The organism is Pyxidicoccus caerfyrddinensis (assembly GCF_010894405.1).
GTDB classification, from domain to species: Bacteria; Myxococcota; Myxococcia; order Myxococcales; family Myxococcaceae; genus Myxococcus; species Myxococcus caerfyrddinensis.
The window spans coordinates 214,876-229,223 of sequence record NZ_JAAIYA010000005.1 but is presented as its reverse complement, the minus strand read 5'-3'; the positions used below and the strand labels follow the sequence as shown (position 1 = coordinate 229,223).

General features: G+C 70.4%; 12 protein-coding genes. 9 read left to right on the top strand and 3 right to left on the bottom strand.

Annotation, left to right across the window (positions count from 1 at the left end):
• Positions 1-172: 172 nt before the first annotated feature.
• Positions 173-1,903 carry an MDR family MFS transporter gene (locus G4D86_RS13790; protein ID WP_163993593.1) on the top strand — a complete coding sequence of 577 codons (1,731 nt, stop codon included), beginning with the start codon at positions 173-175 and terminating at the stop codon, positions 1,901-1,903.
• Between the two features lies 1 nt (position 1,904).
• On the opposite strand, the gene G4D86_RS13785 is transcribed toward G4D86_RS13790, so the two are convergent.
• Positions 1,905-3,146: an adenylate/guanylate cyclase domain-containing protein gene (locus G4D86_RS13785; RefSeq protein WP_163993592.1), complete on the bottom strand. Its 1,242-nt coding sequence runs from the start codon at positions 3,144-3,146 to the stop codon at positions 1,905-1,907.
• A 139-nt stretch (positions 3,147-3,285) separates the two neighbouring features.
• Positions 3,286-4,794, bottom strand: coding sequence for a M20/M25/M40 family metallo-hydrolase (locus G4D86_RS13780; RefSeq protein ID WP_163993591.1), 1,509 nt, complete (start codon positions 4,792-4,794; stop codon positions 3,286-3,288).
• A gap of 481 nt (positions 4,795-5,275) precedes the next feature.
• On the opposite strand from G4D86_RS13780, the gene G4D86_RS13775 reads away from it, so the two are divergent.
• The 6 genes from G4D86_RS13775 to G4D86_RS13750 all read left to right on the top strand — a co-directional run bounded on the left by G4D86_RS13775 (position 5,276) and on the right by G4D86_RS13750 (position 11,083).
• Positions 5,276-5,776, top strand: a complete 501-nt coding sequence (locus G4D86_RS13775) for a class I SAM-dependent methyltransferase (protein WP_163993590.1) — start codon at positions 5,276-5,278, stop codon at positions 5,774-5,776.
• A 282-nt stretch (positions 5,777-6,058) separates the two neighbouring features.
• Entirely contained in the window at positions 6,059-7,978 is a 1,920-nt protein-coding gene (locus G4D86_RS13770) for a PAS domain S-box protein (RefSeq protein ID WP_163993589.1), read from the top strand.
• A gap of 36 nt (positions 7,979-8,014) precedes the next feature.
• Complete coding sequence (locus tag G4D86_RS13765) at positions 8,015-9,091, top strand: amidohydrolase family protein (RefSeq protein WP_163993588.1); 1,077 nt, start codon at positions 8,015-8,017, stop codon at positions 9,089-9,091.
• Complete coding sequence (locus G4D86_RS13760; RefSeq protein WP_163993586.1) at positions 9,084-9,461, top strand: metal-sulfur cluster assembly factor; 378 nt, start codon at positions 9,084-9,086, stop codon at positions 9,459-9,461. Before G4D86_RS13765 ends, G4D86_RS13760 begins: the two co-directional genes overlap by 8 nt.
• Positions 9,462-9,586: 125 nt before the next feature.
• Complete coding sequence (locus G4D86_RS13755; protein ID WP_163993584.1) at positions 9,587-10,552, top strand: alpha/beta hydrolase family protein; 966 nt, start codon at positions 9,587-9,589, stop codon at positions 10,550-10,552.
• A gap of 3 nt (positions 10,553-10,555) precedes the next feature.
• Entirely contained in the window at positions 10,556-11,083 is a 528-nt protein-coding gene (locus tag G4D86_RS13750; RefSeq protein ID WP_163993582.1) for a hypothetical protein, read from the top strand.
• Between the two features lie 121 nt (positions 11,084-11,204).
• On the opposite strand, the gene G4D86_RS13745 is transcribed toward G4D86_RS13750, so the two are convergent.
• Complete coding sequence (locus tag G4D86_RS13745) at positions 11,205-12,227, bottom strand: isopenicillin N synthase family dioxygenase (RefSeq protein ID WP_163993581.1); 1,023 nt, start codon at positions 12,225-12,227, stop codon at positions 11,205-11,207.
• Positions 12,228-12,290: 63 nt separating this feature from the next.
• Here G4D86_RS13745 and G4D86_RS13740 point away from each other — a divergent pair, with 63 nt between their 5' ends.
• Positions 12,291-13,502, top strand: a complete 1,212-nt coding sequence (locus tag G4D86_RS13740) for an MFS transporter (protein WP_163993579.1) — start codon at positions 12,291-12,293, stop codon at positions 13,500-13,502.
• A gap of 13 nt (positions 13,503-13,515) precedes the next feature.
• Positions 13,516-14,340 carry a DUF1963 domain-containing protein gene (locus tag G4D86_RS13735; RefSeq protein WP_240360261.1) on the top strand — a complete coding sequence of 275 codons (825 nt, stop codon included), beginning with the start codon at positions 13,516-13,518 and terminating at the stop codon, positions 14,338-14,340.
• Positions 14,341-14,348: the final 8 nt, after the last annotated feature.

Sequence of the window (14,348 nt, the reverse complement as noted above, 5' to 3'; positions counted from 1 at the left end):
ATGTGCGTCGAGCCCGCGCGTGGGCGGGAGGGCCCGCAACACAGTCCTGGCAGTGAGGACCGGGCGGCTGGAGAGGCGACCGGGCAGCCGGCCATCCGGGGTGATTGGCCTCGGCCGGGAGCATCCCCACCTTTGCTCCCGGCGCCCGAGTTACGGGCGACCCTCGCGCCACATGGCTCCGTCCGCCGCCACAGCCTCCGCCGACGCCCTGTCCGCCGCGCTGCCCGCGTTCACCCGTTCACAGAAGGTCTTCACGATGCTGGGGGCGCTGCTCGGGCTGCTGCTCGCGGCGTTGGATCAGACGATTGTCGCGACGGCGGGGCCGTCCATCCAGGTGGACCTGCGCATCCCCGCGTCGCTCTACGCGTGGCTCACCACGGCGTACATGGTGGCGTCCACGATGATGGTGCCGGTGTGGGGGAAGCTGTCGGACCTGCTGGGCCGGCGCGCGGTGCTGGCGGTGGGCATCCTCGTCTTCCTCGCGGGCAGCTTCCTGTGCGGGGCGGCCCGGTCCACGGTGGCGCTCATCATCTTCCGCGCGGTGCAGGGGCTGGGCAGCGCGGCGCTCTTCACCGCGGCGCTCGCGGTGGTGGCGGACCTGTTCGAGCCTCGCGAGCGCGGGAAGTACCAGGGCCTCTTCGGCGCGGTGTTCGGCCTGTCGAGCGTCGTGGGCCCGCTGGTGGGCGGCTTCATCACCGACCACTTCGGCTGGCACTGGGTGTTCTTCATCAACCTGCCGGTGGGCGTGGTGGCGCTGACGCTCGTGCTGCTGCGGATGCCGAAGCTGCGGCCTCCGGGCGTGACGCGCGGAGGATTGGACGTGCGCGGCGCGGGCTCGCTCGCGCTGGCGGTGGTGCCGCTGCTGCTGGCGCTCAGCCTGGGACGCAGTGGCGGCGGAGCCTGGGCGTGGGGCTCGTGGCGAATCCTCGGCCTGTTCGCGCTGGCCGGGGTGGGCACGGCGCTGTTCCTCCGGGTGGAGCTGCACGCGAAGGAGCCGCTGCTCGACTTGAAGCTGTTCCGCCTGCGCGCCTTCAGCACGGCGAACGCGGCGGTGTTCGTCATCGGCGCGGCGTTCCTGTCGGGCGTCGTCTTCCTGCCCCTGTTCATGGTGAACGTGGTGGGGCTGTCGGCGACGCGCTCGGGGCTGACCATCATGCCGCTGACGCTGGGCGTGGTGGCGGGCAACGTGCTCAGCGGGCAGCTGGTGGCGAAGCTGGGGCGGTACAAGGTGCTGCTGCTCGGCTCGCTCGGGCTGCTGTTGGTGGGCTTCGCGGTGATGGGCTTCACGCTGACGCCCGAGTCCACCCAGGCCGAGGTGACGGCGAAGATGGTGCTGGTGGGCCTGGGGCTGGGGCCGTCGATTCCGCTCTACACGATGGCCATCCAGAACGCGGTGCCTCCGCAGCGCATCGGCGTGGCCACGTCGGCGGCGACGTTCTTCCGGCAGCTCGGGATGACGCTGGGCGTGGCGCTGCTGGGCACGGTGTTCGCGGCCACGCTGTCACGCGAGCTGGGCACGCGCCTGCCGGAAGCGACGGCGGGACTGCCGGAGTCGGTGCGGGCCCAGGTCGCGGTGACGGTGCCAGGAGCGAGCAGTGAGGGCAGCGCCCCCGGCGAGGGCTTCCAGGGCGAGGCGGTGAAGGCACGCCTGCGCACGGAGTTCGACGCCGAGCGCCGCCGGGTGGGCGAGGCGCAGCGTGCGCGGGTGGACGCGGAGGAGGCCCGCGCGCTGGAGGCGGTGGACCGGTCCCACCAGGCGGTGAAGGAGTCCTTCACGCGCGGCGTGTCGGCCGTGTACCGCGTCGCCATCCTCATCGCGCTGCTGGCGTTCCTGGTGACGCTCTTCCTGCCGGAGCAGCCCCTGCGACGGGGGCGAGGACCCGAACCGTCATCGGTGGAGTGACTCAGGCGGCGGTGAGCGCCTGGGAGTCAGCGGTGGGTGCGAGCGAGTAGATGCGCACGGGCATCCCCACGCCCTTGAGCGCATGCTGGCCCAAATCCCTCGTGCCACCCCGGAAGTTCGAGACGAACGCCTCGGACAGGAGCACGGGCTCGTTGAGTGAGGCGCACAGTCCGCCGATGCGGCTGGCGAGATTCACCGCCGGGCCGATGACGGTGAAGTCCAGCCGGTCTGTCGCCCCGATGTTGCCGTACATGACGTCGCCCACGTGGAGCGCGGCGCCGAACTCGTAGGCGGGCAGGCCCTTGCGGCGGCGCTCGGCGTTGTCGCGGGTGCTGGCGGCCACGGCCTCGCGGATGGTGCGCGCGGCGGCTTCGCAGCGCTCCGCCACCGGCGAGTCCGCGTCGATGCGGAAGATGGCGAGCACCGCGTCGCCCATGAACTTGAGCACCTCCGCGCCGTGCGCGTGGAAGGCGCCCACCATGGTCTCGAAGTACGCGTTGAGCAGCTCCAGCACCATGTCGCGAGGGAGCGCGTCCGACAGCGCGGTGAAGCTGCGCAAATCACTCAGGCAGATGACGGCGGAGGTCGTCTCGCCGTCGCCCCGGCGGATCTGCCCCTGGAGGATGCGCCGGCCCGTGTCGCGGCCCAGGTACGTGTCCAGCAGCACGCCCGTCATGTCCTTGCGCGCCATGACCTCCAGCACGAGCGCCAGCAGCGGGTGCAGTCCGTGGAGCAGCGTGAGGTGCGCGTCCGTGAAGCCGCCGGGCGCGGAGGTGGCCCAGGAGACGGCGTGGCGCGCGCCGTCGCTGAAGCACACCGGCAGCGCGAGGTAGTCGGTGAGGCCGTCCGCGCGCAGCTCGGCGAACATCGGGAAGTCGTCCGGCGCGGGCGGCTCCTCCAGGCGGCGGTGGATGCCGGGCGAGCCGTCGAGCAGCGACTTGAAGGGGCTGAGCGCGAAGCCGGGCAGGTGCTGGAGGCCGTGCGGGTGGACCTCGGTGGAGGCCCGCTGTCCGGGGCGCCAGCGGTGGCTGCGGGCGTGCAGCAGCGGGTGCAGGGTGAAGAGGGAGATGGAGGCGCGGGCCAGCGGGACTCCCTGCGCGAGCAGGCGCTGGCAGAGGCCCTCGAGCAGCACGGCGGGGTTCTCCACGCTCCGCGCTTCCGACACGAGCCATCCCGCGACATCCGGGCCCGTTGGGGCCTGCTGTCCGCGCATCATCCGCGAGTCTCCGGTGTTCGCTGTCACGGTGGCCCCTGCCCGACGGGGAGCGGCCGCCAGAACCGCCTCATTGTTCCACCGAACCGACCCGTGCGCGAGGCATGCGGGCCGGCTCGGAGGAGCCAGGCAGACAGGGGCCTCCCGGAATGCCGGGAGGGCGGGGACTTCAGTGCGCCGAGGCCTTCGGCGGCATGGCCGCGGGCGCACCGGAAGGCGGCACGGGCGGCTCCGGACGCAGGAGCGTGCCCGGCATCTCGGCGAGCGCATACGTCAGCCACGCCGTCGCGGCGGTGCTGCGCGCCAGGTCCTGCGGGTCCACCTTGTCCAGCGTGTCCGCCATGGTGTGGTGCACGTCGAAGTAGCGGCTGCTGTCCACCTCCACGCCGAAGAAGGGCACGCGCGCGGGCACCATGGGGCTGATGTCCGCGCCGCCGGCCTCACGCGCGGAGAAGTTGGACGCCCCCAGCGCCACCAGCGGCTTCAGCCACGGGCGCACCAGGTCCTGGCCGCCCGCGCCCGCGCGCAGGCTGATGCCCAGGGGCCGGCCGCCGCCGGAGTCCATCTCCATGGCGCCCACGTGCTTGGGCAACTCCGCGGCGTGGGCCTCCGCGTACGCGCGCCCGCCGCGCAGGCCGTTCTCCTCGTTCATGAAGAGCACCACGCGCACGGTGCGGCTCGGCGCCTTGGGCAGCTTCGCGATGAGGCGCGCGGCCTCCATCACCATGACCACGCCGGCGCCGTCGTCATGCGCGCCGGTGCCCACGTCCCACGAGTCCAGGTGCGCGCCGATGAGCACGATTTCCTGCGGCTTCTCGCGGCCGCGAATCTCCGCGATGACGTTGGACGAGTCCGCGTCGGGCAACTCGGAGCAGCCGAGCACCAGCTTCACGCGCACGGAGCCGCCCGCGAGCATGCGGTGGAGCTGGTCCGCTTCCTCTGTGGTGATGGAGGCGGCGGGGATGCGCGCCTCGCCGTCCTCGAAGCGCGTGGAGCCGGTGTGCGGCGTGCGCAGCGACGCGGTGGCCAGCGAGCGCACCAGCGCGCCCACGGCTCCGGCCTTCGCGGCGGCGGAGGGCCCACGGCCTCGTAGCCCGGCGAAGCGGCCGTAGTCGGCGGCCACGGTCATGGAGTGGTTGAAGAAGACAATCTTCCCCTTCACCGCGCCACCGAGCGCGGTCAGCTCCTCGAGTGACGTCACCTCCACCACCTCGGCGGTGAGGCCCTCGGGAGCGGTGGGCGGGCTGCCGCCCAGGGCGAGCAGCGTGAGCGGGTGTCCGCGCGTGCGCTCCGAGGCGAGCACCTCGCCGCGCTCCTCGCCGCGGACCCAGCGCGGCACCTTGACGGGCTCGGTCCACACCTTGACGCCGTCGGCCTTGAAGCTGCGCACGGCCCACTGCACGGCGGCCTCGGCGGCCTCGGTGCCGGACAGGCGCGGGCCGATGCCGTCGGTGAGCTCGGCGAGGCGCGCGTAGGCATGGCCTTCCGTGAGCGCGGGGCCGATGAGCTGGTCAGCGGTGGCCTGTGCGTACGCGGACGCGGGCGCGGCGGGCTTGATGAAGGCAGCCGGGGGCCGGGTGGGAGGCGGGAGGGTGGGCTTCGCGGCAACGGCCGGCGCCGCGCCCGAGAGGAGCTGGAGCGCGAGGGAGGCAGGCAGGACGAAGGAAGCGACGGGCAAGGGGACCTCCAAGGAGGTGCCCACTCTCCGCAAGTCACCGGGTGCTCGCAAGCGAGATGGCCTTCGCGCACGGTGTGCGCAAATGACGGCTGGCCGGGAAGCTTGGGTGCGAGGAGGAGGGGAATCCCAGGGGCCACCGCGCGCCGAGAGGGGGAACGCGGCGCGCGGGGCTCAACTGGGACTTCCACGGCGGTGCTGCTTTTGGGGGAGGCATTCACCGCCGCCGCGTCTCAATCCGAAGATGAAACGTGTGAGGCACTCTGAAGGCCCTTCGAGCGAGCGTCAAGCACCCTCCCCCCTCAGGCATACAAACGAACAGTTTGGTTCCAAATTGCGGGAACTTTACACCTGGAGTGTCTGCGGGACCGCAGATCACGGCTTTCTCGGGGTGCCAGCGGCCCGTCAACGCAGCGAGACGCGAATCGGGAGCCCCCACGTTAGAGCTGATCCACCCGCGAATTCCTCTCATCGAAACCCTGGCATGAACCTCGAGGCCTTCTTCACCCTCTACAACGACCTGCCCCAATTCGGGCCCGGCAGTGTCGCGTGCACCCTCGAAGCGCTGAAGCGGCTCCCCACCCTGCCTCCCGCCCCCCGAGTGGTGGACGTGGGCTGCGGCTCCGGAAGACAGACGCTCGTGCTCGCCGAAGCGCTGCTCACCCGCATCCTCGCGGTGGACCCGCGCCCCGCCGAGGCCGCCCGCTTCTGGACCGAGGGCTACCCCACCATGGGCACCACGCCGCGGAACCGCGCCACCGCCGAGGCCGAGGGCTACGAGGTGCTCGACACCTTCACGCTTCCCCACTCCGCATGGTGGGACTACTACACGCCGCTGCTCCAGCGCATGGAGCGCCTGCACCCCACGGCGGACCCCGCCCTGCGTGAGGTCTTCACCGCCACAGAGGAGGAAATCGCCCTCTTCCGCCCCCACGGCGACAGCTACGGCTACGTGTTCTACCTGCTGCGCAACCGCGCCACCTGAGCGCTCGCGGCCCTCGCCCACCCGCAAGCCCAGACGTCAGGGTTTCCCGCATTCTCATTCGCAGTCATGCGAACCCCAGTGCCTCCCCGCGCCATGTGGTGCACGGACGCCTCCCGGCGCACAGGCCAACGCCACGCAAGGGGTCAGTGAATTCCGGACATGCAAATTTTCCAGAAATAGTGTCTATGTCCCGATCAGACCCGTTGCAATCCCACTACACCTCGTTAGCCATGAGCCGGAGTTCCCCCCGCCGGCTCTGCTGCACCTCCCCCCAAGGGACGCATGTCGATAGCGCACCGAGCTCATCGCTTCTTCGAGCTCTCCCCCGAGCCCCTCGTGGTGCTCGCCTCCCACGGGCAGCTGCTCGAGGCCAACGCCGCCTGGCGCCGCCTCGTGGGCTGGTCCCTCGAAGCCCTGACCCACCAGCCCACCCGCGGCTTCCTCCACCCCGACGACGTCGAAGCCGTGGACTCCCGCCTGAAGGCGCTCACCGCCGCCGGAGGCCATGCCGACCTCGCCTGTCGTTGGCGCTGCCAGGACGGCACCTGGAAATCATTGTCATGGAGCATGGCCGCCAGCGCGGGAGGCGACGAGGTCTACTGCGTCGTCCGGCCGCTGAGCGCGCCGCCCTCGGTGGAGGAGGCGCTCCATCGCTCGGAGCAGAACTTCCGCAGGCTCATCGACACCGCGCCCGAGGGCATCTTCGTCCACCGCGACAGCCGCTTCATCTACGCCAACCCCACCCTGCTCCAAGCGCTCGGCTATGCGAATGCGGACGAGCTCATCGGCCAGCCCATCTGGAGCATCGTCCACCCGGATGACCTGGAGCTGGTGCGCCAGCGCGTGCGCACCGCCGTCGGCGGCGAGCTGGCCCCGCTGCGGGAGATTCGCTACCTGCGCAAGGACGGCACCTGGTACGACGCGGAGAGCGTGGGCATCCCCGTCGAGTTCGACGGCGACAAGGCCGTGGTGGTGATGTCCCGCGACGTCACCGAGCGCAAGCGCGCCCAGACACAGCTCCTCCAGAACGACCGCATGGTGCTGGCGGGCACGCTCGCCGCCGGTGTGGGCCACGAAATCAACAACCCGCTCACCTACGTCATGGCCAACCTGGACTCGGCCATGGAGGCCATGGCCCGGCTCGGCGGAGAGCTGACGCAGGCCGTCCCCGACGGCCCCGGCACCGTGGCGTGGAGCACGACGCTGCGCGAGACGGAGGCGCTGCTCAAGGAGGCCCAGGAAGGCGCCACCCGCGTGCGCAACATCGTCCGGGACCTCAAGTTCATCTCCCGCCAGGACGCGGAGAAACGCGAGTCCGTGGACGTGCGCGAGCCGCTCGACTTCTCCCTCAACATGGCGTCCAGCGCGCTGCGCCACCGCGCCCGGCTCATCAAGAAGTACGAGCCCGTGCCCACCGTGTACGCCGACGCGTCCCGCCTGGGGCAGGTCTTCCTCAACCTGCTCGTCAACGCCGCGCAGGCCATCCCCGACGGCAGCGCCGAGGAGCACCACATCACCGTCTGGGTCCGCCCCGGGCCCGCCGGGATGGTGGCCGTGGACGTGAGCGACTCGGGCAGCGGCATTCCTCCCGACGTGCTCCCGCGCATCTTCGACCCGTTCTTCACCACCAAGCCCGTGGGCCAGGGCACGGGGCTGGGGCTGTCCATCTGCCACAGCCTCATCCGCAACCTCGGCGGCGACATCACCGTCCAGAGCGAGCTGGGGAAGGGGACGACCTTCACCGTCCTCCTGCCCACCGCGCCCGAGAGCCCCCGCCCCGCCGCGAAGCCGGTGTCGAAGCCGGTGTCGGAGCCCGCGTCCTCCACCGAGCGCCGGGGACAGGTGCTGGTGATTGACGACGAGCCCCCCGTGGGACGCTCGCTCGCGCGCATCCTCGGCGTCGCGCACAAGGTCACCGTGGTGGGCAGCGGCGAGGAGGCCCTCGCGGCGCTCAACTCCGGCACGCCCTTCGACGCCGTCTTCTGCGACTTGATGATGCCCGGCATCTCCGGCATGGACGTCTATGAGCGGGTGCGCGAGGCGTCACCGGAGCTGTCCCGGCGCTTCATCTTCATCACCGGCGGTTCGTACACCGCCCGTGCCCGTCAGTTCCTCGAGCGGGTGCCCAACCGGCAAATCGAGAAGCCCTTCGACGTGGGCTTGATTCATCAGTTCCTGGGTGAAGTGCTCGGGGAGCGGTAGTCCCCGAGGTGGTCTGACCTTGAAAGGAGATTCCTGGTGATTGGCGGCGGCTTCGTCATCGATGCGGTAACGCACGCGTACAACCTCGACCCATCCAACTACCGAGCCGGCAAGTATGCCGCGTCGCTCGCGCAGCTCATCTGGGGCCTGCACAGTGGCCTGTCCGGTGACACCCACCGCGTGCCCGAGGAGAAGCGCTTCCTCAAGAACTGGTCCGTCCAGGAGCTGGCCCACATCCTCTTCGTGGAGAGCGGCGTCGACCTCGCCGTGCACCACGTGCTGCCGCTGCAGACGCTCTACAGCGACGGGCTGTGCTCGTACGAGAAGACGCTCGAAATCAAGAAACGCTACCCGGACCGCTTCCTCCTCTACGCGGGCGTGGACCCGCTGCGCGGCACCGCGGCGCTGGAGGATTTGGAGAAGCAGGCCGAGGAGCTGAAGCCCAGCGGCCTCAAGCTCTACCCCGCCGCGTGGCTGGGCGATTCGTTCCGCCACACCGGCTGGCGCATGGACGACCCGAGCATCGCGTTCCCCCTCTTCGAGCGCGCGCGCAAGCTGGGCATCAAGAACATCGCCGTGCACAAGGGCCTGCCGATGGGCGCCGTCCCGCTCGAGCCCTACAAGGTGGATGACATTGGCGGCGCGGCGGATGCCTTCCCGGACCTGAACTTCGAAATCGTCCACGGCGGCATGGCCTTCCTGGACGAGACGGGGATGCAGCTGTCGCTGTTCCCCAACGTGTATGTGAATCTGGAGGTGACGGGCGCGCTCATCGTGAAGCGCGAGCGCTGGTTCGCCGAGTCCCTCGCCGCGCTGCTGAAGTGGGCGGGCCCGGCGAAAATCATGTGGGGCTCCGGGACGGTGTTCTGCCACCCGCAGCCGGCGCTCCAGAAGTTCTGGCACGACTTCCAGCTGCCGGACGACCTGGTGAGCGTGGCGGGCATGCAGGTGACGCCCGAGGTGAAGCGCATGATTCTCTGCGACAACTACGCCCGCTACGCGGGAGTGGACGTGGAGGCAGTCAAGGCGCGCATCGCCAATGACAAGTTCTCCAAGGCGCGCGCGAAGGGCGACGTCGCGCCCTACAGCTACCAGGCGGGCCTCCATGACTGAGCACGAGCTGCGCGCGCGCATCCAGGACATCCCGGACCCGTGCAGCCTCGCCACCGGCGTGCCGCTGGGCATCGGTGAGATGGGGCTGATTCAGTCCGTGGCGTGCACGGAGGGGAAGGTGACGGTGCGCCTCCACATCACCTCGCCCATGTGCATGATGGCCGCGTACTTCATGCGCGAAATCGAGCAGCGCCTCACCGGCCAGGAGGGCGTCGCATCCGTCCACGTGGAGTTCGACAAGGAGCTCCAGTGGACGCCCGCGGACATCCAGCCCGAGGCGCGTGAGCGGCTCGCGGCGAAGCGGATCACGATGCTCGGCGGCCGGCTGCTTCCACGCGCTGCGTCGACGCCCGAGCGTGTAACCGGCTGATTTCAGGCATGTAGGGAACGTGTCTACGGGAATCGCACAGGGATGACGCAACTCTCCGTGCGATCCCAGGACAATCACCTACACGGGTTACACTACCCCCAAATCTCTCCTCCCCCGGAGCCCCCATGAATCCCATCCAGCGCGGCCGTCAACTCATCTCCAATGTCGCCAGCGGCACTGGGAAGGTCCTCAACAAGGCCCAGGACGTCGTCGGTGACGCCGCCGGTGCGGTGAAGAACACGGTCGTCGCGGGTGGGCGTGCTGTTGGCAACGCGGTGGACGGCTTCGAGAAAACCGCGGCGAAGGGCGCGCAGGCGGTGGGCGGGGTGTTCGGCTTCGGCAACCAGCCGGACCGCGTGCACGACGGCAAGTTCGTGGGCGCGGGCGGGCAGACCTTCTCGCCTGACACGCCGCTGAGCCAGATTCCGGCCGTCACGCCGCGCAACAACCCCAACCCGTCCCAGACCATCCTCTACGTGAACGGCATCAACACGTCGAAGGACGCTCAGGCCAGCAGCCTGCAGTCCATCGCGGACACCAGCGGCGCGCGCGTCATCGGCATCCACAACGCCACCGAGGGCATGGCCGCGGACCTGGCCCAGTGCGTGAAGGACAAGCTGGACAAGGGCCACAACCCCGCCGTGGATACGCTGGCGGACACGCTCTACAACGAGATCAAGTCGGGCCGGGACGTGCATCTCATGGCGCACAGCCAGGGAGGCCTCATCTCCAGCCGCGCGCTGGGTGACGTCTACAAGCGGCTGCGCATTGAAGATGGGATGAGCCAGGGCGACGCCCAGAAGATGATGGGCAAGATCAGCGTGGAGACGTTCGGCGCGGCGGCCATGCACTACCCGGACGGCCCCAAGTACGTGCACTACGTGAACCGCGCGGACCCGGTGCCCAGCCTGTTCGGCCTCGGGCCGGTGGCGGACAAGTGGAACCCCGCGGTGGACGGCGGCAAGGGCTCGAAGGTGCACCACTTCACCGAGCCGCACCTCAACCCCATCGCCGCGCACGGCTTCGAGTCCGTGTACCTCCAGCACCGCGTGCCGTTCGACCAGGCGCGTGAGGGCAACTTCGGAAACTAGGCCATGGCGACCGCACTGGGCAGTGGCCTCGCTGGCCTGTTGCGGTCCTGGGTCTCCGTCCTGGCCCCGGCCGCACCGGAGAACACCCCGCTGACGCGCGAGTCCGCGCGTCGGCTGGTGCAGGGCTTCCTCGGCGAGGAAGGCACTCCGCCGAGCGCCGGCATCAACGAGAAGGGCTTCGGCGGCCTCTCCGCTGGCGGCGCGAGCGTCTACTTCGAGTGGCACGAGGAGTCCCAGTCGCTGGAGTGCAGCGCGCTGGTGTACCGCTTCCGCGAGCCTCCGAAGCAGGGCGTCATCGACGGCTTCCACGCGGAGGAGCGCGAGGGCACCGACGCCGGTGGCGGCACGGTGGACTACGAGCCGGAGAACCGGGGCCTGTTCCTCAGCCGCACGTACAAGCTGATGCCCACCGAGCGCGCGTTCGCGAAGGACATGCGCCGGCTGATGAAGACCAGCCTCAAGTGGGGCGACGAGGTGCTGGACCGCGTGGCCTCACGCGTGTTCCACCCCGAGGAGCTTCAGAAGCCCTGAGCGGGGCGGCGTGGTGCTGAACCGCGCCGCTTCACACGGGTCCATGTCGAAGAGCTTCAGTCGCACTGAGTGGGGCGGCACGGTCCTTGGACCGCGTCGCCCCACTCGTGTTTCCAGCGGCCTACAGCACGCGCCGCACGAGCTGCGGAAACACCTTGGACACCTTGCCGAGCAGGTAGTCGCCGTAGGTGCCCTGGAAGGCGTGGACACTGGCGCCGTCCCAGCGCCGCGCGCGGTCCTCGTCCACGTCGGCGCTGGCGGCGCGAGGGAGCGGCTTCACCTCGGCGGCGAAGTCCGGGTCGAAGAACAGCGGGAAGGACAGGCGGTCCCTGCCGCTGACGTTCTTCACGCGGTGGGGCGTGGAGCGGTACCACCCGCCCGTCATCCGGTCGAGCATGTCGCCGATGTTGCACACCAGCGTCCCGGGCAGCGGCGGCGCCGAAATCCAGCCGCGCGGCGTCTTCACCTGCAAGCCGCCGTGGACGTCCTGCGCGAGCAGCGTGAGCAGGCCGTAGTCGGTGTGCTCGCCCACGCCCCAGCGCTCCTCGCCGTCGGCGGGCTCGGGCTCCGCGGGGTAGTGGAAGATGCGGAAGAGCACGGTGGGCTCGGCGGTGTAGTGGCGCCGGAAGTAGTCCGCCTCCAGGCCCAGGCTGAGCGCGATGCCCTCCACCAGCGCATGCGCCGCGCGGGTGACGCCGTCCATGTAGTCGAGCGCGGCCTCGCGCAGCTCCGGCACCTCGGCGGGCCACAGGTTGGCGCCGTGCAGCGGCCAGCCGGCCTTCACTCGCGGGTGCTCGCGACCCAGCTCCGTGCCCAGGTAGAGGCCCTCCTTCCGGTCCGGGCGTCCGGAGGTCAGCTCTCCGCCGAGCGGGAACCAGCCCCGCCACGCGGCCCCACCACGCTCCATGGAGAGGGCCTGCTTCGCGGCTTCCGGAAGGGCGAAGAAGCGATGGCTCTCGCGCTCCAGCCGCGTGAGGACGTCAGCGGAGACGCCGTGGCCGGTGACGTAGAAGAAGCCGCTGTCGCGACAGGCCAGCTCGATTGCGCGCGCCACGCCTGCTCGCTCGGCGGTGCGGGTGGAGTCGAAGAGAGACGCCATGTCGATGACGGGCAGGCCGCCGGGTGCGGGCTCGGTTCCAACCATGCCGCGAGCCTACACGGGCCTGGACCCCGAGGGAGGCCGGCGCCAGAGTGCGCCGCGCCTTCCATGCAGACTCCATCACCTTCGGATGCTTCGCACGCCGCCCTCAGTCCCGGGATGGTGTGGTTCATGGCCGCCGCCTCGGGCGCCACCGCCGCGAACCTCTATTACAACCAACCGCTGCTCGGAGACATCGGCCGCGAATTGGGCGCCTCGGGCAGTGCGCTCGGGCTGGTGCCCACGATGACGCAGGTGGGCTACGCGGCGGGGATGCTGTTCATCGTGCCGCTCGGCGACAGCCTGGAGCGGCGGCGGGTCATCGTCACCATGTCCGCGCTGGTGACGCTCGCGCTGGTGGGCGCGGCGCTGGCGCCCACCCTGCCCCTGCTGGTGTTCGCGAGCTTCGCGGTGGGGGCCACCACCGTGATTCCGCAGCTGCTGGTCCCCTTCGCCGCGCACCTGGCTCCGGCGGCACAGCGAGGGCGCGTGGTGGGCACGGTGATGAGCGGGCTGCTCATCGGCATCCTCCTGTCGCGCACGGCGGCGGGCTTCGTGGGCACGCACCTGGGGTGGCGGGCCATGTTCTGGATTGCGGCGGGGCTGATGCTCGCGCTGGGCGGGGTGATGCGCTTCGTCCTGCCGTCGCAGCCGGCCATGGCGGAGATGCCGTACCTCGCACTGCTGCGCTCGCTGGGACACCTGACGCGCACCGAGCCCGTGCTGCGGCTCCACTCGCTGCTGGGCGCGCTCACCTTCGGCGCGTTCAGCGTCTTCTGGTCCACGCTCGCGCTCTATCTCCAGAGCCTGCCGGAGCACCACGGGCCGCAGGTGGCGGGCCTCTTCGGTGCGGTCGGCGTGGCGGGTGCGCTGGTTGCGCCGCTGGTGGGGCGCTACGCGGACCAGCGAGGGGACCGGCGCATCAACGCGCTGGGCATCGCGGTGCTGCTCCTGTCCTTCGTGGTGATGTGGCCGCTGGGGCGGTGGTTGTGGGGGATGGCGCTGGGCGTGGTGCTGCTGGACCTGGGCACGCAGGCGAACCAGATTTCCAACCAGACGCGCGTGTACTCACTGAAGCCCGAGGCGCGCAGCCGGCTCAACACCGTCTACATGGTGACGTACTTCGCGGGCGGCGCGGGCGGCTCGTGGCTGGGCACCACCGCGTGGACACACCTTGGCTGGACGGGCGTGTGCGCCGCGGGCGCCGCGCTGTGTGCCATCGCGCTGCTGACGCTGTGGCTGCGCTCGTCGCGCCCGTCACCGGACACTGCGCGGAGCTGAGCGCGTGAATCGCATGTCCCCTCCGCTTCCCCCGAAGTTGCGCGCGTTGCTGGCACGTCAGGGCCCGGAGGCCGTGGCGCGGGTGGAGCAGTCGCTGCACGCGAGCCTGCGCCCCTGCCTCTGGGTGAAGTCGAAACGGGTCAGCCAGGCGCCGCTCCATCGAGGACCCCTCGCCCGGATGCTGAGCTTGCGCGTGGCGGCTCCACGCCTGCCCCTGCTGAGCAGCAAGCTGGGCGGGATGTCCTATGCGACAGCGGACCTGGCACCGCGACGCGGACAGCGCTTCCTCGGTCAGCTCCACCTGGCGGAGCTGCCGCAGTGCATTCCCGAGCTTCCCCGGCAGGGACTGCTCGCCATCGACCTCGGTCCGGAGGGGAGCTTCTCCTTTCACTCGCGCTGGTACCCGCGGCCCTCGGAGGCAGCAGCCGTGACGCCCGAGGACGTGCGGGCCGTCGGGCAGTATGAAGCAGCGCTCCAGTTCCGCCGTGGGGACTCACTCCCGCGCGGAGAGGAATGGACTGCGCTGTTGCAGGGCTCCAACCCTGAGCTGCTGGATTCATGGAACGCGTGGGAGCCGGAAGGCTTCTTCCTGGACGAGCGGGACTCATGTCACCGCCTCGGCGGCCATCGCTCGCTGGACCTGGATGCCGTCTCCCGCTTCACGCCGCCACCCGGTGGTCCCACCGATGTGGGGGCATACGAGCAGCTGCTCCGACTCACCTTCGACAACGCAGCCGGCTTCGCGTGGGGGACGAACTGGGTCTACCTGCTCATCCACCAGGACGACCTGCGGGAGGAGCGCCTCGACCGCGTGGGCTTCGCGATTGCGAACGCGTGAGGCCCTCC

Excerpts from the sequence above, each read along its gene's own strand:
- G4D86_RS13740 (WP_163993579.1), top strand. The coding sequence starts at position 12,291 with ATGCAGACTCCATCACCTTCGGATGCTTCGCACGCCGCCCTCAGTCCC.
- G4D86_RS13755 (WP_163993584.1), top strand. The coding sequence starts at position 9,587 with ATGAATCCCATCCAGCGCGGCCGTCAACTCATCTCCAATGTCGCCAGC.
- G4D86_RS13735 (WP_240360261.1), top strand. The coding sequence starts at position 13,516 with ATGTCCCCTCCGCTTCCCCCGAAGTTGCGCGCGTTGCTGGCACGTCAG.
- G4D86_RS13760 (WP_163993586.1), top strand. The coding sequence starts at position 9,084 with ATGACTGAGCACGAGCTGCGCGCGCGCATCCAGGACATCCCGGACCCG.
- G4D86_RS13770 (WP_163993589.1), top strand. The coding sequence starts at position 6,059 with ATGTCGATAGCGCACCGAGCTCATCGCTTCTTCGAGCTCTCCCCCGAG.
- G4D86_RS13775 (WP_163993590.1), top strand. The coding sequence starts at position 5,276 with ATGAACCTCGAGGCCTTCTTCACCCTCTACAACGACCTGCCCCAATTC.
- G4D86_RS13750 (WP_163993582.1), top strand. The coding sequence starts at position 10,556 with ATGGCGACCGCACTGGGCAGTGGCCTCGCTGGCCTGTTGCGGTCCTGG.
- G4D86_RS13790 (WP_163993593.1), top strand. The coding sequence starts at position 173 with ATGGCTCCGTCCGCCGCCACAGCCTCCGCCGACGCCCTGTCCGCCGCG.
- G4D86_RS13745 (WP_163993581.1), bottom strand. The coding sequence starts at position 12,227 with ATGGTTGGAACCGAGCCCGCACCCGGCGGCCTGCCCGTCATCGACATG.